Raw genomic sequence first — 17,302 nt, forward strand, 5'->3', positions numbered from 1 at the left:
ATACGGTAAATGGCCGGGCTACCCCAGGGTAGTCCGGCCTTTTTCGTGGCGCTGCTCCCTCTCCCCTGCGGGGAGAGGGCCGGGGTGAGGGGCAGTTGGGAAGGGCATCGCTCGCGGCGCCCCTCACCCAACCTTCTTCCCGGAGGGGAGAGGGTTAAGACGTTACCCCGCCGCCTTCGCCAACCCCTTCGACAGCTGCAACGCCCCATGCAGCCGAGCCTTCGGATCGCCCCACGCGCGTTGCAGCACGAGCTTGCTGTCCGGCCGCAACCGCGCGACCCCGTTCAGCCGCTCGACATACGCCAGCAGCTTGTCGATGTTCGGCGGCTTGTCGTCATGGAACGACACCAGCACGCCCTTCGGCCCGACGTCGATCTTCGAGACGCACGCGCGCTTGGCGTTCAGCTTGATCTCGATGACCTTGATCAGATTCTCGGTCGCGTCCGGCAGCGGGCCGAAGCGGTCGATCATCTCGGCGGCGAACGCCTCGATCTCCTGGCCCTCGTCGAGATCGTTGAGGCGGCGATACAGTCCCATCCGCAAATCGAGATCGGGCACGTAATCCTCCGGGATGAGGATCGGCGCGTCGACCGTTATCTGCGGCGAGAAATCACGCGGACGGGACGAGGTCATGCCGCCAGCCTTGGCGTCCATGATCGCCTCCTCCAGCATCGCCTGGTAGAGTTCGAACCCGACCTCCTTGATATGCCCGGTCTGCTCGTCGCCGAGCATGTTGCCGGCACCGCGGATATCCAGATCGTGGCTCGCCAACTGGAACCCGGCGCCGAGCGAGTCGAGATCGGACAGCACTTTCAGCCGCTTCTCGGCGGTGACGGTCATCTGCCGCTCGGGCGGCGTCACCAGATACGCGTACGCGCGTGTCTTCGACCGGCCGACACGGCCCCGCAGCTGGTACAGCTGGGCGAGGCCGAAGCGGTCGGCGCGGTGGACGATCATCGTGTTGGCGGACGCGATGTCGATCCCGCTCTCGATGATCGTGGTCGAGACGAGCACCTCGAACTTCTTGTCGTAGAACGCCGACATGCGCTCCTCGACCTCGGTCGGCGACATCTGGCCGTGCGCGACGACGAAGCGGATCTCGGGCACCTGTTCGCGCAGGAAATCCTCGATCTCGGGCAGGTCCGCCACGCGCGGCGTGACGACGAAGCTCTGCCCGCCGCGGTAATGCTCGCGGAGCAACGCCTCGCGCAGCACGACCGGGTCGAACGGCATGATGTACGTCCGCACCGCGAGGCGATCGACCGGCGGGGTCTGGATCACCGACAGCTCGCGGATGCCCGACATCGCCATCTGCAGCGTGCGCGGGATCGGCGTCGCGGTCAGCGTCAGCATGTGGACGTCCGCCCGCAGCGCCTTCAGCCGCTCCTTGTGCGTGACGCCGAACCGCTGTTCCTCGTCGACCACGACCAGCCCGAGCCGCTTGAAGTCGATGTTCTTCGCGAGCAACGCATGCGTGCCGATGACGACGTCGATCGTGCCGTTCGCCAGCCCTTCCTTGGTCGCCTTCGCCTCGCCAGCGGTGACGAGGCGCGACAGGCGGCCCATGTTCATCGGGAAGCCTTCGAAACGGGCGACGAAGTTGTTGTAGTGCTGGCGTGCGAGCAACGTCGTCGGGCAGACGATCGCAACCTGCTTGCCGCCCATCGCAGCGACGAATGCGGCGCGGAGTGCGACCTCGGTCTTGCCGAAGCCGACGTCGCCGACCACCAAGCGGTCCATCGGTTTTCCCGCGGCGAGATCGCCCAGCACGTCCTCGATCGCGCGATCCTGGTCTTCGGTTTCCTCGTACGGGAAGCGGTCGACGAAGCTGGGATAGCCGCTCGCATCGGGTTCGAGCACGTCGCCCGGATGCAGCGCGCGCTCGGCGGCGGTCGCGATGAGTTCGCCGGCGATCTCGCGGATCCGCTCCTTCATCTTCGACTTGCGACGCTGCCAGCCCTCGCCGCCGAGACGGTCGAGCGATGCGCCTTCCTCCGACGAGCCATAGCGCGAAAGGACGTCGATATTCTCGACCGGCACGTAGAGCTTGTCGCCGCCCGCATAGCTCAGCGCGACGCAGTCGTGCGGGCTCTGGCCGACGGGGATCGAGGTCAGCCCCTCGTAGCGGCCGATGCCGTGGTCCATGTGGACGACGAGATCGCCGGGCGTCAGCGTCGCCAGCTCGGCGAGGAACGCGTCGGCGGATTTCTTGCGTTTCTTGCGGTGAACGAGCCGGTCGCCGAGCATGTCTTGCTCGGTTAGGACCGCGATCCCGGGCGCGGTGAAGCCGTGATCGAGCGGCAGGACGATCAGCGCGACGCCGAAGCTGCGCGCGGTATCCGCGATGCCGAGCGCCTCCTGCCAGGTTTCCGCGTGCTTCCCGCCCTTCATCCCGTGATCGGCGAGCAGACTCCCCAGGCGTTCGCGCGCGCCGATCGAATAGCTGGCAAGGATCGGCTTGCGGCCCTGTTTCCGGAGCTTCTCGACGTGATCCGCGACGGCTTCGTAGATGTTCGCCTGCGCCGCGCGCTCGGGGCCAAAATCGCGCGGGCCGTCGACGTCGAAGTCGAGCACGGTGGCGCTGGTCGGCTCGTGGAAGGGCGAGGTGACGTGCGCGGCGAACGCCTCGGTTGCGCCCGACCATTCCTGCGCGTCGAGGTAGAGCGCCTTGGCGGTTAGCGGGCGATAGCTGCCGGGTTGTGCGGCCTCGGCGCGTTTGCGGTTCTCGTAATAGTCGGCAATCGCCTCGAGCCGGCTTTCCGCCGCCGCGGCGACGCCGTTGTCGCGGACCACCACGTCGTCGGCCCCGAGATGGTCGAACAGCGTCGCCATCTTCTCTTCGAACAGCGGCAGCCAATGCTCCATGCCCGCGATCCGCCGGCCTTCGGAGATCGCCTGGTACATCGGATCGCCGGTCGCGGTGGCGCCGAACGCGTCGCGGTAACGCGTGCGGAAGCGCTTGATCGAGTCCTCGTCGAGCAAAGCTTCGGAGGCTGGGAGCAGGACGAAGCCGTCGATCCGGCCGGTGGTGCGCTGGTCCGCCGCGTCGAACGTGCGGACGCTCTCGATCTCGTCGCCGAAGAAATCGAGGCGCAACGCGTGGTCTTCGCCCGACGGGTAGAGATCGACGATCCCGCCGCGCACCGCGTATTCGCCCTGGTCGTGGACGGTGTCGGTGCGGACATAGCCGTTCGCCTGGAGCAGCATGGCGAGCTTGTCGCGGCCGATTCGCTCACCGGGTGCCAGCCGAGCGACGAGCTGACGGATGCGGAACGGGGTGAGGACGCGCTGCGTCGCGGCATTGGCGGTGGTGAGGAGGAGCTGTGGCCCCTTGGACTTGCCTTGCAGGCGTTGCAGCGCGGCGACGCGCTCGGCCATGATGCGGAGCGTGGGCGAGGCGCGGTCGTAGGGGAGGCAGTCCCAGGCCGGGAAGCTCAGCACTTCGAGATCGGGCGCGAAATACGCCGCGGTCGAGGCGACCGCGCGCATCGCCGCATCGTCCGGCGCGATGAACACCGCGCGGGTCTTCACGGCACGCGCGAGGTCGGCGAGCAGCGACGGCTGGAAGCCGGACGGCACGCCCGACAACGTCAGCGGGCTCGTCGCGGAGAGGATCGTCTTGAGGTCTGGCATTCGAACTCCCCCCTCCCTGGAAGGGAGGGGCTGGGGGTGGGTTGGTATGAGGCAGGTGTCACGATCGCCCAGCGGCCGACCCACCCCCAACCCCTCCCTTCCAGGGAGGGGCGCAGAAGATTACTTCACGACGGTCACGTAATTGATGTCGCGCATAGCCTGCATCATCGGGCCGTCCCACTCCGGCGGGCAGGGGATCGAGCCGATCGCCCAGCCCATGATGTCGACGTCCTGTTCCTCCAGCAGCGCCTCGAACCAGTCGAGCTGCTCGGGCGTCCAGGTCGGGCCATAGGTTTCGAAGAAGCCGCCGATCATCATGTCGGCTTCGCGCGTGCCGCGGTGCGAGCTGCGGAAGCCCAGGCGCTTGAGGCGGGTCTCGTGGTCCATTTCGAACTCCAAACACGAACAGCCGGCGACCGCTGGCAGCGGCCGTCGGCTAGGCTATAGAGGCCAGATAGTCATGCGACCCGAAATCCTCAATCCGCTGTTCGCCGAAACCCTCGTCCTGAAGGGGGTGGGGCCTGCGCTCGCCAAGCCGCTCGACCGGCTCGGGCTCGCGCGCGTCGTCGACGTCGCCTTCCATCTGCCGACCGGATACGTCGATCGCCTGCCGCGCACCGAGCTGATGTCGAGCGATGCGGGGCGGATCATCACGATCACGCTGACCCCGCGCGACTACAGGATCAGCGCAGGCCGCGGTCCGACGCGCGTGCAGGCGACCGACGAGCACGGCAACTATGTCAGCCTCGTCTTCTTCGGCGGCAGTTCGGGCTGGGCGAAGAAGCTGCTGCCGATCGGCGAGGCCAAGCGCGTCTCGGGGCGGCTCGACGAATATGGCCAGGAATTGCAGATCGTCCACCCCGACATCGTCGAGCCCGACGAGGAGTTGCGCGAGCGCGAGCCGATCTATCCTTTGTCGGAGGGGCTCACCTCGCGGCGGCTGGCAGCGCTGACGGCGCAGGCGGTCGCACGCGCGCCGGACCTGCCCGAATGGATCGAGCCGGGGCTGAAGACGAAGCGCGAATGGCCCGGCTGGCACGAGTCGCTCGAGCGCATCCACGCCGACCCGTCGGATGCGAAGGCGCGCGAGCGTCTGGCGTATGACGAGGTCTTCGCGAACCAGCTGGCGATGACGCTGGTCCGCGCCGATACGCGGAAGCGGCGGGGCAGGGCGCTCCACGGCGACCGGCGGCTGCGCAATCTGCTGAAGCTCCCGTACACGCTGACCGGCGCGCAATCGCGGACGGTGGGTGAGATCGAGGGCGATCTCGCGCAGACCGCGCCGATGCTGCGGTTGCTGCAAGGCGATGTAGGTTCGGGCAAGACGCTCGTCGCGGCGGTGGCGATGCTGATCGCGGTCGAGGCCGGCGCGCAGGCGGCGATGCTCGCGCCGACCGAAATCCTCGCGCGCCAGCATTACGAGACGTTGCGGAAAACGCTCGCCGGCCTGCCGATCAACGTCGGCGTGCTCACCGGTCGCGACAAGGGGCGCGTGCGGGAGGCGACGCTGATGGCGCTGGCGAGCGGCGAGATCGACGTCCTCGTCGGCACGCACGCGATCTTCCAGGATGCGGTCGGCTACAAGGACCTCGCGCTCGTGGTGGTCGACGAACAGCACCGCTTCGGTGTCGCGCAACGCATGACGTTGCAGGCGAAGGGCGTCGCACCGCCGCATCTGCTGGCGATGACCGCGACGCCGATCCCGCGCACGCTGACGCTCGCGCAATACGGTGAGATGGATGTCAGCCGCCTCGACGAGATGCCGCCCGGTCGCCAGCCGATCGAGACGCGCGTGATCTCCGAAGACCGCCTCGACGACGTGGTCAACGCGCTCGGCCGGCATCTGGCCGATGGGGGGCAGGCCTATTGGGTATGCCCACTGGTCGAGGAGAGCGAGAAGAGCGACCTCGCCGCCGCCGAGATGCGCGCGGAAACGCTGCGAGCCCGCTTCGGCGACAAGGTGGCGCTCGTCCACGGCCGCATGAAACCCGCCGAGAAGGACGCGGTGATGACCGAGTTCTCGGCCGCCCGCACCTCCGTCCTCGTCGCAACGACGGTGATCGAGGTCGGCGTCGATGTGCCGAACGCGACGCTGATCGTGATCGAGCATGCCGACCGCTTCGGCCTCGCCCAGCTTCACCAGTTGCGCGGGCGGGTAGGGCGCGGCACCGGACGGTCGATCTGCCTGCTGATGCGCGGGTCGTCGCTCAGCGAAACATCCCGCGCGCGCCTCGCCCTGATGCGCGAGACCAACGACGGCTTCCGCATCGCCGAGGAAGACCTCCGCCTTCGCGGTGCCGGCGAACTGCTCGGCACCAAGCAGTCGGGCGAAATGGCGTTCCGGCTCGCCACGCCGGACATGATGGCCGACCTGCTGCAATGCGCGCACGACGACGCGCGCCTGCTGATCGACCGCGACGGCGGTCTCGAAGGGCCCAGGGGGCAGGCGGCACGCACTGCGCTCTATTTGTTCGATCGCGATGCGGGCGTGGCGCTGCTCCGCTCGGGTTGACCTGCGCGGGGTCACCCGTCACGGACCCGCGATGACTGCCCTTATCCCCATCCTCGTCGTACTTCTCGCCGGTATCGGCCTCGCGATCCAGCCGCCGACCAACGCCGCCCTGGTCAAGGCGTCCGGCTCGTTATGGCTCGGTTCGCTCGTATCGTTCGCCGTCGGGACGGTCATCCTGTTCGGGATATGGGCGGCGGCGGACCGGACGATGCCGGCGGCGTTGAAGGGCGCCCCCGGCTGGGCGTGGCTGGGCGGACTGTACGGCGCGTGCTTCGTCGCCGCGCTCGCCTATGCGACTCCGAGACTGGGGCTCGCGTCCGCGCTGACGATGGCGGTCGCCAGCCAGTTGGTGACCGCGTTGATCCTCGACCGGTTCGGGCTGCTCGGGCTCAGCCAGCAACCGATCAGCCTGGCGCGGCTCGCCGGTGTCGCGCTGGTCATCGGCGGCGTTGTCCTCGTCCGCGCAGGCTGAGCTCAGCTGTTGCGGGTCATCACCGTGAGCATGCCGTAATAGTCCGCCAGCGGGATTGTCCGTTCGAGCTCGCAACCGATCCGTCCGCCAAGCGACCAGCGCACGATGGCATCGACCTCACCGAGGATCGGCAGGTGGACCCGCAGGTGTTCGCCTGCCTTGGGATCGCCCTCGCACCGAGCCATCAGGCCGTTCGCGGACATGTTGACGAGCACGAGCTTGATGCTGCGCCCATCGCTATCGGTCGCCCTGGTCCGGTGCATCACCTCGTCGCGGGGCTCGCCCCGAGAGTCGCGAACCGCCATCGCATAGCCTCGCATCGATCGTTCCCCGGCTTTGACCATCCGACCAGTCTATGACGGCTGCCGTGAACCGGATACGAACCATGATGCTTAACGGGACGTTCTTCGAAACGAGAATACGTCTATTACGAGGGGGTTAGCATCCCATGCCGCTTTTTGCCGAGGCTCAGGCGAACGGGCGCGGTGACCGCGATGACGTGAGTCGGTTCTCGCGCGGGTTCGCCATCGATGCGTACTGCGCCCTCGGCAATCTTTCGGCGCGCCTCACCGTTGGAGGCGACGAAGCCCAGCCCGACCAGTGCTTCGACGATGCCGATCGCGCCGCCGGAGACCGCGAAGCTCGGCAAGGCATCGCCCGAAGCGCCCTCTTCGAAGGTTTTCCGTGCAGTCTCCGCGGCTTGGTCGGCAGCGCCCCGACCGCGGCACATCGCCGTCGCTTCGTTGGCCAGCACGATTTTGGCGGCGTTGATCTCCGCGCCTTCCAGCGCCTCCAGCCGCGCGATCTCGTCGAGTGGCAGGTCGGTGAACAGTCGCAGGAAGCGGCCGACGTCGCGGTCGTCGGTGTTGCGCCAGAACTGCCAGTAATCGAAATTCGGCAACTGGTCCTCGTGCAGCCAGACCGCGCCGGACATCGTCTTGCCCATCTTGCCGCCGTCCGCGGTCGTGATCAGCGGCGTGGTGACACCGTACACCTCGATGCCATCCATCCGGCGCGAGAGTTCGATGCCGTTGACGATGTTGCCCCACTGATCCGAGCCGCCCATCTGCAACCGACATTCGGCGCGGCGCGACAGTTCGAGGAAGTCGTAGGCCTGGAGGATCATGTAGTTGAATTCGAGGAAGCTGAGCGACTGTTCGCGGTCGAGGCGGAGCTTGACCGAATCGAACGCGAGCATCCGGTTGACCGAGAAATGCTGGCCGACGTCGCGCAGGAACGGGATGTATTCTAGCGCGTCGAGCCACTCGGCATTGTCGAGCATGATCGCGTCGGTCGGACCGTCGCCGAATGTCAGGAAGCGTTCGAAGATGCGGCGTATCGAGGCGACGTTGGCCTTGATCCCGTCCTCGCCGAGCAGTTTGCGCGCCTCGTCCTTGAAGCTCGGGTCGCCGATCTTGCCGGTGCCGCCGCCCATGAGCACGATCGGCTTGTGCCCGGTCTGCTGGAGCCGGCGGAGGAGCATGATCTGGACCAGGCTGCCGACATGGAGCGACGGCGCGGTCGGGTCGAAGCCGATATAGCCGGGCACCACCTGCTTGCCGGCGAGCGCGTCGAGCGCGGTCGCGTCGGTCATCTGGTGAACATAGCCGCGCGAGGTCAGCGTGGTGAGCAGGTCGGACTGGTAGGTCATGGTGCGTCTCGTTCCCCTTCCGCTTGCGGGAGGGGTTAGGGGAGGGGCTTGCTGGCCCCCATGCCCTCCCCCGCCCCCTCCCGCAAGCGGGAGGGGAGATTCGCTTCATCCCGCCCCCAACCGTCATCCCAGCGAAAGCTGGGATCTTTATGGGGCGGGTGCCGTGGCCAGAACCGGGATATCCCAGCGTTCGCTGGGATGACGGGCGGGGGGAGGCGGGATCAGCTTCGCGGCAGTTGCGACGTCGGGTCCACCGGGGTGCGCCCCTTGCGCAGTTCGAAGTGCAGTTCCGGGCGATCCGCAAACCCGGTATCCCCCGACAGCGCGACCGTCTGGCCGCGCTTCACGCTCTGGCCGCGTTGCACCAGCAGTTTCGACGCATGGCCGTAGACGCTCGTCCAGCCGCCGCCGTGCTTGATGATCACCAGCCCGCCGAGCGCGGCGATGCCGTCGCCGACATAGGCCACCACGCCGTCCGCCGCGGCATGGATCGGCGTCGACATCGGCACCGCGATCTTGATGCCGTCGTTGCGCTCGCCGCTCGCGCCGGGGCCGAAGCGTTTCACGACCTTGCCGTCGACCGGCCACAGGAACCCGCCGCTCGCCAACCGCGCCGGCCCGGTGACCACAGCGTTCGACGGGAGCACGCGGCGCGGCGTCGCGATCGGTTTGGCCGGCGCCTGGTTGCTCGCCAGCGCGGGCTCGCCGCCGGTCAGGATGTCGTCGATGTCGAGCGTGAAGGCCTGCGCGCGCTCCGCGGCGCTGGGCCTGCCGCCGCCGGGCGCATCGGGGATCAGGACACGCTGGTCGGCGCGCAGCACATACGGCTCGACCAACGCGTTCGCCGCGACGATCCGCGACCATTCGACGCCGTAGGCGCGGGCGATCGCGATACCGGTCTCGCCGCGTCGGACCTGGTGATAGCGTCCGCCCGGGATCCTCAGCCGCTCACCGGTCTCGATCGTGTAGGGCGATTCGAGATCGTTCGCACGCGCGATGGCTTCGAGGCTGGCGCCGCTGCGATCGGCGACCCGGCTCAGCGTATCGCCGGGCTGCACCACGTAGGTCGTGTCGGGGATCGTCTTCGCGTCAGCGCGGACTTGGCGCGCCTCCCACGCGGGGCGCGGCGCGGGCAGGGTGGTTACTTCGCCGGTATCGCGGGCGGGGCGATCATCGGGCGTGTCCCGCGGTACGGACTCACCCTGCCGCGGCGGGGGATCGTCGCGTCGCGCTGGCGGATCGCGGTATGGCCGTTGCGGGCGACCGGCATCGGCTGGCCTACCATAGCCGGTGCCCTCGACCGGCCGACCATAGCCGGCGGGGCGGTCGACCTGCGGAATGCACGCGGCGAGCCCGAGCAGCGGCAGCGTCGCTGCCGCCATCAGGGCGCCGCCGCGCCGCATCAGCGATAGGCCCGGGCGAGCATATCCATCGACTCGAAATGCGTCAGGTCGAGATGCAGCGGCGTCACCGACACATACCCGTCCGCGGTCGCTTCGAGGTCGGTCGCGTGCGCCGGCGTCTCGACGGTCCGGCCGAGCGCGAACCAGTGATATTCATAGCCGCGTGGATCGACGTTGCTGACGATCTGCAACCGGCCATAGTCGCGGAAACCCTGGCCGACGACGCGCACGCCCTTCACCGCGTCGGCGGGGCCGGTGGGGAAATTGATGTTGACCAGCGTCCGCGGTGCCAAGGGAGCGTCGACCAGCGGCCGCAGCACGCGCTCGCCCCACGCCGCCGCCGCCTCGAACGGGACGCTGTCGCCCATGCCCTCGCGGCTGTAGATCTGGCTCAGCGCGATCGACCGGATGCCGCCCAGCGCGCCCTCCATCGCCGCCGATACGGTGCCCGAGTAGGTCACGTCCTCGGCGAGGTTGGCGCCACGATTGACGCCGGAGAGGATCAGGTCGGGCGGGCAATCCTTCATGATCTTGGCGAGCGCCATCATCACCGCATCGGTCGGCGTGCCCGCCACCGCATAGCGCTTCTCGCCATGCTTCCGCACGCGGATCGGCCGCGACAGCGTCAGCGAATGGCCCGTGCCCGACTGTTCCTCCGCGGGTGCTACCACCCAGACATCGTCGGACAATGTCCGGGCGATCGTTTCCAGCACCTTGAGGCCGGGCGCGTGATAGCCGTCGTCGTTGGTCAGCAGGATCCGCATCAGCGCTTCGGCTCCAATACCGTCAGCCCGCCGAGATACGGCTGGAGCACCGCCGGGACCGCGACCGAGCCGTCCTCCTGCTGGTAATTCTCCAAGACCGCGACCAGCGTCCGGCCGACCGCGAGCGCCGAGCCGTTGAGCGTGTGGACGAACCGCGTGCCCTTCTCGCCCTCGGGTCGATAGCGTGCATTCATCCGGCGCGCCTGGAAATCGGTGCAAGTCGAGACGCTGCTGATCTCACGATAGCGCGCCTGGCCGGGCAGCCAGACTTCGAGATCATAGGTGCGTGCCGCGGTGAAGCCCATATCGCCGGTGCATAGGAGCATCCGCCTGAACGGTAGCTGCAACGCGTCGAGCACGCCTTCCGCGCACGCCGTCATCCGCTCATGCTCGGCCTCCGACATGTCGGGCGTGACGATCGAGACCATCTCGACCTTGTCGAACTGATGCTGGCGGATATAGCCGCGCGTGTCGCGCCCCGCCGCGCCTGCTTCGGAGCGGAAGCACGGCGTCAGCGCGGTGAAGCGGAGCGGCAGTTCACCCTCGGTCAGGATCTGCTCGCGGACTATGTTGGTCAGGCTCACCTCGGCGGTCGGGATCAGCCAGCGGCCGTCCGTGGTGCGGAACAGATCCTCCGAGAATTTCGGCAGCTGGCCGGTGCCGAACACGGCTTCGTCGCGGACGAGTAACGGTGGCGACACCTGCTCGAAACCGGCCTCGGCAACGTGATCGAGCATGAATTGGCCAAGCGCCCGTTGCAGCTTGGCCGCGGGGCCGCGGACCAATGTGAAGCGCGCGCCCGACATCGCCGCGCCGGTCTCGAAATCGAGGCCGATCGCCGGGCCGATCGCATCGTGTTCGCGGGCGGTGAAGGCGAAGGTCGTCGGCGTGCCGCGGGTGTGGACGAGCGCGTTGTCGTCCTCGCCGCCACCCTGCGGCACGTCCGCCGCTGGCAGGTTGGGGATCGCGGCCAGCATGTCGCCGAGTTCGGCGCCCAGCCGTGCCTCGTCGGCCTCCAGGGCCGGCAGTGCCTCCTTCAGGCTCGCGACCTCGGCCATCAGCGCCTGCGCCTTGGCCTCGTCCTTCTGCGCCTTGGCCTGGCCGATCGCCTTCGACAGTTCGTTGCGGCGGGTCTGTGCGGTCTGCGAGTCCGCGATCGTCGCGCGGCGCTGTTCGTCGAGTGTCACCAAAGCTGCGGACTGCGGTGCAAAGCCCCGCTTGGCGAGGGCGGCGTCGAAGGCGGCGGGATCGTCGCGGATCAGGCGTATGTCGTGCATGATCGGGCTATGCCGAGGCGTTCAAGCGTACGCAAGGCGGAGCGCATCCTCATGATCCTCCCCCGCCAGGGGGAGGTGGCAGCTCTCTTGAGCTGACGGAGGGGGAGGACACGGAGCCCGCCTGAGCGCTTGCCTCCCCCTCCGTCTGGCAAGGGCCAGCCACCTCCCCCTCGCGGGGGAGGATCAGAAGGGCCCCGCGGGGGGGAGGATCAAGGCGGCGCAACCTCTCCCGTTCTCGACGCGTTCACAAGCCATACGCATAGCGAAAAGGAGAGACACGCATGCATCTTCCACACAACTCCGTCGTGCTCGTCGCGGATGGCCGGAAAATGCTTTTCCTGCGCAACGAGGGCGACAACGACTATCCCAATTTCGTGGTCGAGAAGGCGCAGGAGCAGGACAATCCGGCGACGCGCGACCAGGCGACCGATTCCGCCGGCCGCGCCTCGTCTCCGCAGGGTGGCGTACAGAGTTCGGTCGAGCCGACCGATTTCCACCAGATCGAGGAAGATCGCTTCGCGGCGGACGCCGCAGAGTTCCTCAAGACCGGTGCGCTGAAGAACAGGTACGATTCGCTGATCGTCGTCGCGCCGCCGAAAACGCTCGGCGAGCTACGCAAGCATTATCACAAGGAAGTCACCAGCCGCCTCAAGGGCGAACTCGACAAGGACCTGACCGGGCATCCGATCAAGGACATCGAGAAGGCGCTCCAGAACGCCTGATTCGAAACCCCGCTCACGCAAAAAAAAGGGCCCCGCCGGAATAGTCCGGCGGGGCCTTTTCATGCCGCGACAACTATGATCAGGCGGCGACCTTGGTCGGCTTTGCAAACCGCTTGCGAGCGACCAGCGCGGCCGCGGCCGCACCGAACAGCAACACCATCGGGGGCGCGGGTACCGGTGCCGGCGGGCCGCCGCTCGATCCGGTGCTGCCACCCGAGCTTGCGCTGCTCGCGCTCGACGCGCTGCTGGCACTGCTCGCGCTGCTGCCCGACGATGCGCTGCTCCCGGACGAGGCCGAGCTGCCCGACGATCCGTTCGAGCTCCAACCGCCGTTGGAATTCCACCCGCCGTTCGAGCCCCAGCCCTTGCTGCTCGATCCGTAGCCCGACGAACTCGCGCTGCTTGCGGACGAGGCCGAGGACGCCGACGACGCGCTGCTCGACGACGCCGACGAGACGTTGCCGCTCGAACCGCCCGACGCGGACGATACGTTGCCGCTCGAACCGCCCGACGCGGACGATACGTTGCCGCTCGAACCGCCCGACGCAGACGAGACGTTGCCGCTGGAACCGCCGCCTGACGAGGTGCTGGAGACTTCGGCGCCCCCGGTGCTGCTCGACGATCCGCCGGTCGAGGTCGATCCGCCGCTCGATGTCGACGAGATGACGATGCTGCCGCTTGAGCCACCACCGCCGACAAAGCCGCCGCCGAAACCGCCGCCAAACCCGCCACCGCCGAAGAAGCCGCCGCTGCCGCCGACCACGACCGGGGCGGGACCAGCGCCGCCGCCACCGATATACCCGTCGCCGACCGGCAATGGGACCGGTACGGGCGCCGCATTGGCGACCGTGACGACGGTCGGGGCGCAGGTGGTCCGCGTGGTCGTGGTGACGCGTCGAACGCGGGGCCGCTTCACCGCTGCGACCTGCGTCCGCGCGACTCGCTTGACGAGAACGCGTTTGGTGTTGGCGGTTCGCTTCGAACTCTCCGCGACATGCACCGCGCCGCCGCCGATCAGGGCACCGCCACATGCGCACGCGCATAATTTCGCCAAGGCCATCCGCACCGACATATCGTCACTCTTTCGTTGCCGACATTTTACTGGGCGTCGGATCCCCGTTTTCTACAGCATCGGAACGCCGCTATCCGACTAACTGCAAAACAAACCGTTAAGTGCAAGCGGGTTAACCACATCTCGAATAGTTAATGAAGGATTTACTTGGCGTCGCGCAATGGGATCGGCCGCATCGTGCCGGCTTGGGACATAATGACTCCCCGCGACGCTCGGCACGCCCGCCGGCTGAAACGTAGATTCGCCATGCTGCGGTGCAACCAAAAAGTCCGCCGCTATTATAAAATGTCGTAAATGGTGCAGGATGCGCAAGTCCGGTCGCTTGTGGTCGAGATACCGTACGACTATAGGCGCATTCACCATCTGGGGGCGGCTTCTGGAGATTGGCGTGGCCGGTCCGACGAAGTCAGAGGGAGAGTGGTATGGCGACCGTAATGAATCGTATGGACGATACCGGCAATTTCAATCGCGACCCTGCGAACGACAGCGGGGCTGACGGCTATCGGCCCGATGCCGACGAACCCTTTATGAGCCTGAAGCAGCAGGCCTATTTCCGCCGTAAGCTACAGGCCTGGAAGGAAGCGATCCTGCGGGAATCGCTGGAGACATTGTCGCAGCTGCAGGTGGACTCGCTGCGCGAGGCCGACCTTACCGATCGCGCGTCGAGCGAGACGGACTGGTCGATCGAACTGCGGACACGCGATCGCCAGCGCAAGCTCGTCTCCAAGATCGAGGCGGCGATTCGCCGGATCGACGAAGGCGAATACGGCTATTGCGAAGTGACCGGCGAGCCGATCAGCCTCGCACGGCTCGAGGCCCGCCCGATCGCGACGATGACCGTCGAAGCGCAGGAACGGCACGAGCGGAACGAAAAGGTTTCGCGCGAGGATTGATCGCTGAGACCTGGGCGACGACGCGGCCCCGGCCGCTTCTCGCCGCGGGATGCAGCTAGCCTTCCGATTTCCATCTGCCGGGCTGCATCTGCCGGGTTGTAAGTGACCCCGCAGGCTTTACGGCAGGGTCCATCAACGAACAGGCGGCAAGCGGGATCGTTAATGGGCAGCTTTAATCATGCAGGGTTCGGGATCGGCAATCGCTCGATCGACGGTATCCGGGGTCGTTCATGACCGACCCGACCATAGCTTCGACCGACATTCCCGGCGGTAAACGCCAGCGTGCGCGCGATACCCTGCTCCTCACCGCGCATCTGCGGGTGGAGAACGAGAAGACCCTGCGCGACGTTCGCGTACGGAATCTGTCGGAAGGCGGATTGATGATCGAACTCGACAAGGCGGTCGACGTCGGTACGCCGGTCACGCTCGATCTGCGCGGGATCGGCGAATTGACCGGTAAGGTCGCGTGGTACACCACGGGTCGCGCTGGCGTCGCCCTCGACTCGCCGATCGATCCGAAAAAGGCCCGGCCGTCGGTCGACTGACGCTCGACCGCCTTGGCGCTGTTTCAGAGAAGTGGCTCCGAATCGTACCGCAGGGTTAGGACAAACGCCCTCCCGGCGTTCAACCGGGAGGGCGAGCTACGGGTCCGTTAAAGGCTGACGATCTCTTCCTTCAGTCGCAGCTTCTGCTTCTTCAGGGTGGCCAGGATACTCGCGTCGGGCAGCGGGCGATGGATCTCGTCGGCGATCCGCTGATCCAGCACGGCGTGCTTGGTTTCCAGGGCTATCTGATGAGTCGTCTGCACGGTGGGATGCCTCCTGCATTCGTGTTGGGACAGGGAGTAAACCACTCCGTCACGAAAATGTCTTCATCGGAAATGGACATAATCGATTGATCGAGGCTTTTGGTGCGACCACCCGATCCGGATGCCGATCCCGGTATCTGGTCCTCGCTCCCGGCCTTTCGCCAGCCAGTGCTGCCTCTTTACGGAGTGTCGGACGGTTTAGCGCTCGCGTGACGCGCGGCATTTGCTAAGGACGCCTCAGGTAGCGGCATAAACCGGGGGCTATGGTGGACGACGCGCAAATCAGGGTTCGGCTGGACGGGCTGCGAACCGAGCATCGTGATCTCGACGATGCGATCGCGGCGCTTGCGTTCGCCGTGACGCCCGACCAGTTGCAAATGGCCCGTCTGAAAAAGCGAAAGCTGCGGCTGCGCGACGAGATCGCCATGCTCGAGGACCAGCTGATCCCGGATATCATCGCATGATTTGATAGACGCCCACGGTCCACTGACGCGTTCCCGGGTCAAATTGACGCATTTCGGGACAGAATGTGGTTGTCGAGGCGTTAACCTTTATGTCTGGCGAACCTCGGCTGTGGCATTGCCGATCCGGATGACGAATGCCGGCCATGAAATGCAGATGCAGCACCGCCTGATCGATGCGTTGTACGACGAGGCCATGCAGTTGGCCGAGGACGCGCGTGCGTATTTCGACGAGGGCGGCAGGGCGGAACGCGACGCGCTCGATCCGGCATGCCGGGTGCGGTTCAGTTGCGAATCGTTGAAGGTGACGACCCGGCTGATGCACGTGATCGCCTGGTTCCTGACCCAGCGCGCGGTCCAGGCCGGTGAACTCCGTTCGCGCGATGCGCTCGATCCGTCTCGCCGTCTCGGTGACGCGTCCTCGACCGAGCAGGACGTCTTGGATGCGCTTCCCGTTCGCGCCCGGCGGTTGATCGAGTCGAGCATCGATCTCCACCGCCGCGTCGCGCTGATGGACATGGCGCAGGACGCCCCTGCGACGGTCGCAAGTCCCGCGCGGTCCATGCAGCACCGCCTCGCAACGTCATTCTAGCGTTGCCGCCGGACGCTTCAGCCAACGTCCCGCGAACGCAGGCAAGTCCGATTAGAGCGCCAGGCGGGCTCTTGCCGCGCGATATTCGCGTTCGAGGCGATCGACGCGGAGTGCGACGGTTTCGATCTCGGTGACGGCGCCGATCCCCTGGCCCGAGCCCCAGATATCGCGCCACGCCTTGGGTTTCGATCCGTTGCCGCCGCCGAAGTCCATCGTCTTCAGATCGCCTTCGGGCAGCGCATCGGGGTCCATCCCGGCGGCCACGATCGAGGCACGCAGGTAATTGCCGTGCACGCCGGTGAACAGGTTCGAATAGACGATGTCCGATGCTCGGCCCGCGACGATGCCGTCCTTGTACGCCTGATCCGCGTTCGCCTCGGTGGTCGCAATGAAGGGCGATCCGATATAGCCGAAGTCGGCCCCCATCGCTTGCGCCGCCAGCACCGCGTCGCCGGTCGCGATCGACCCTGACAGCGCGAGCGGGCCGTCGAACCACTGGCGGATCTCCTGGACGATCGCGAACGGCGACAGGCGACCGGCATGGCCACCCGCGCCCGCCGCCACCGCGATCAGGCCGTCGGCGCCCTTCTCGATCGCCTTGCGTGCAAAGCGATCGTCGATCACGTCGTGCAGCGTGATGCCGCCCCAGCCATGCACCGCGGTGTTCAGGTCCTCGCGTGCGCCCAGCGAGGTGATGACGATCGGTACCTGCCACTTCGCGCAGGTCTCCAGGTCGCTTTCGAGGCGGTCGTTCGACTTGTGGACGATCTGGTTCACCGCGAACGGGGCCGCCGGGCGATCGGGGTTTGCGCGGTTGTGCGCGCTCAACTCCTCGGTGATCCGGTGCAGCCATTCGTCGAGCATCGCCTGGGGCCGGGCGTTGAGCGCGGGGAACGACCCGACGATCCCCGCCTTGCACTGCGCGATCACCAGTTCGGGACCCGAGATGATGAAAAGCGGCGACCCGATCACGGGCAGGCGCAGGTTCTTTAGAATAGCGGGTACGGTCATGGCCGTTTGCTAGCGCAACTCCGCGGCCCGG

General features: G+C 66.9%; 17 protein-coding genes. 7 read left to right on the forward strand and 10 right to left on the reverse strand.

What is annotated here, in order from left to right; genetic code table 11:
- Positions 1–162: 162 nt before the first annotated feature.
- The gene (gene mfd, locus NLI89_RS10980; RefSeq protein ID WP_254687101.1) at positions 163–3,633 is read right to left on the reverse strand and encodes a transcription-repair coupling factor; all 3,471 of its coding nucleotides are present in this window, start codon (positions 3,631–3,633) and stop codon (positions 163–165) included.
- A 120-nt stretch (positions 3,634–3,753) separates the two neighbouring features.
- Entirely contained in the window at positions 3,754–4,020 is a 267-nt protein-coding gene (locus tag NLI89_RS10985; RefSeq protein ID WP_254687102.1) for a succinate dehydrogenase assembly factor 2, read from the reverse strand.
- A 73-nt stretch (positions 4,021–4,093) separates the two neighbouring features.
- Between NLI89_RS10985 and recG the strand changes: the two genes are divergently transcribed.
- Both recG and NLI89_RS10995 read left to right on the forward strand, forming a co-directional pair.
- Positions 4,094–6,145 (forward strand): ATP-dependent DNA helicase RecG, encoded by a 2,052-nt coding sequence (gene recG / locus NLI89_RS10990; RefSeq protein WP_254687103.1) that lies wholly within the window; start codon positions 4,094–4,096, stop codon positions 6,143–6,145.
- Between the two features lie 31 nt (positions 6,146–6,176).
- Positions 6,177–6,617 carry a DMT family transporter gene (locus tag NLI89_RS10995; RefSeq protein WP_254687104.1) on the forward strand — a complete coding sequence of 147 codons (441 nt, stop codon included), beginning with the start codon at positions 6,177–6,179 and terminating at the stop codon, positions 6,615–6,617.
- A 2-nt stretch (positions 6,618–6,619) separates the two neighbouring features.
- On the opposite strand, the gene NLI89_RS11000 is transcribed toward NLI89_RS10995, so the two are convergent.
- The 5 genes from NLI89_RS11000 to serS all read right to left on the reverse strand — a co-directional run bounded on the left by NLI89_RS11000 (position 6,620) and on the right by serS (position 11,712).
- Positions 6,620–6,922 (reverse strand): PilZ domain-containing protein, encoded by a 303-nt coding sequence (locus NLI89_RS11000; RefSeq protein ID WP_254687105.1) that lies wholly within the window; start codon positions 6,920–6,922, stop codon positions 6,620–6,622.
- A 122-nt stretch (positions 6,923–7,044) separates the two neighbouring features.
- Positions 7,045–8,268, reverse strand: coding sequence for a tyrosine--tRNA ligase (gene tyrS, locus NLI89_RS11005; RefSeq protein ID WP_254687106.1), 1,224 nt, complete (start codon positions 8,266–8,268; stop codon positions 7,045–7,047).
- Positions 8,269–8,489: 221 nt separating this feature from the next.
- Complete coding sequence (locus NLI89_RS11010) at positions 8,490–9,671, reverse strand: M23 family metallopeptidase (protein WP_254687107.1); 1,182 nt, start codon at positions 9,669–9,671, stop codon at positions 8,490–8,492.
- Positions 9,671–10,435, reverse strand: coding sequence for a 5'/3'-nucleotidase SurE (gene surE, locus NLI89_RS11015; protein WP_254687108.1), 765 nt, complete (start codon positions 10,433–10,435; stop codon positions 9,671–9,673). Before surE ends, NLI89_RS11010 begins: the two co-directional genes overlap by 1 nt.
- Positions 10,435–11,712 (reverse strand): serine--tRNA ligase, encoded by a 1,278-nt coding sequence (gene serS / locus NLI89_RS11020; protein ID WP_254687109.1) that lies wholly within the window; start codon positions 11,710–11,712, stop codon positions 10,435–10,437. Before serS ends, surE begins: the two co-directional genes overlap by 1 nt.
- Positions 11,713–11,993: 281 nt before the next feature.
- Here serS and NLI89_RS11025 point away from each other — a divergent pair, with 281 nt between their 5' ends.
- Complete coding sequence (locus tag NLI89_RS11025) at positions 11,994–12,434, forward strand: host attachment family protein (protein WP_254687110.1); 441 nt, start codon at positions 11,994–11,996, stop codon at positions 12,432–12,434.
- A gap of 79 nt (positions 12,435–12,513) precedes the next feature.
- Here NLI89_RS11025 and NLI89_RS11030 read toward each other — a convergent pair whose 3' ends face one another.
- The gene (locus NLI89_RS11030) at positions 12,514–13,506 is read right to left on the reverse strand and encodes a hypothetical protein (RefSeq protein ID WP_254687111.1); all 993 of its coding nucleotides are present in this window, start codon (positions 13,504–13,506) and stop codon (positions 12,514–12,516) included.
- Between the two features lie 422 nt (positions 13,507–13,928).
- Between NLI89_RS11030 and dksA the strand changes: the two genes are divergently transcribed.
- Both dksA and NLI89_RS11040 read left to right on the forward strand, forming a co-directional pair.
- Positions 13,929–14,399, forward strand: coding sequence for an RNA polymerase-binding protein DksA (dksA, locus tag NLI89_RS11035; protein ID WP_254687112.1), 471 nt, complete (start codon positions 13,929–13,931; stop codon positions 14,397–14,399).
- A gap of 230 nt (positions 14,400–14,629) precedes the next feature.
- Complete coding sequence (locus NLI89_RS11040) at positions 14,630–14,944, forward strand: PilZ domain-containing protein (RefSeq protein ID WP_254687113.1); 315 nt, start codon at positions 14,630–14,632, stop codon at positions 14,942–14,944.
- Positions 14,945–15,051: 107 nt separating this feature from the next.
- On the opposite strand, the gene NLI89_RS11045 is transcribed toward NLI89_RS11040, so the two are convergent.
- Positions 15,052–15,207: a YdcH family protein gene (locus tag NLI89_RS11045; protein WP_254687114.1), complete on the reverse strand. Its 156-nt coding sequence runs from the start codon at positions 15,205–15,207 to the stop codon at positions 15,052–15,054.
- Positions 15,208–15,470: 263 nt separating this feature from the next.
- On the opposite strand from NLI89_RS11045, the gene NLI89_RS11050 reads away from it, so the two are divergent.
- A complete protein-coding gene (locus NLI89_RS11050) occupies positions 15,471–15,671 on the forward strand; it encodes a YdcH family protein (RefSeq protein WP_302675727.1) in 201 nt (66 codons plus the stop codon).
- Positions 15,672–15,798: 127 nt separating this feature from the next.
- The gene (locus NLI89_RS11055; protein ID WP_254687115.1) at positions 15,799–16,260 is read left to right on the forward strand and encodes a DUF1465 family protein; all 462 of its coding nucleotides are present in this window, start codon (positions 15,799–15,801) and stop codon (positions 16,258–16,260) included.
- 51 nt (positions 16,261–16,311) lie between these two features.
- Here NLI89_RS11055 and NLI89_RS11060 read toward each other — a convergent pair whose 3' ends face one another.
- Positions 16,312–17,271: an NAD(P)H-dependent flavin oxidoreductase gene (locus NLI89_RS11060; RefSeq protein WP_254687116.1), complete on the reverse strand. Its 960-nt coding sequence runs from the start codon at positions 17,269–17,271 to the stop codon at positions 16,312–16,314.
- Between the last annotated feature and the right edge of the window lie 31 nt (positions 17,272–17,302).

Source organism: Sphingomonas faeni (assembly GCF_024273235.1).
Lineage (GTDB): Bacteria > Pseudomonadota > Alphaproteobacteria > Sphingomonadales > Sphingomonadaceae > Sphingomonas > Sphingomonas faeni_A.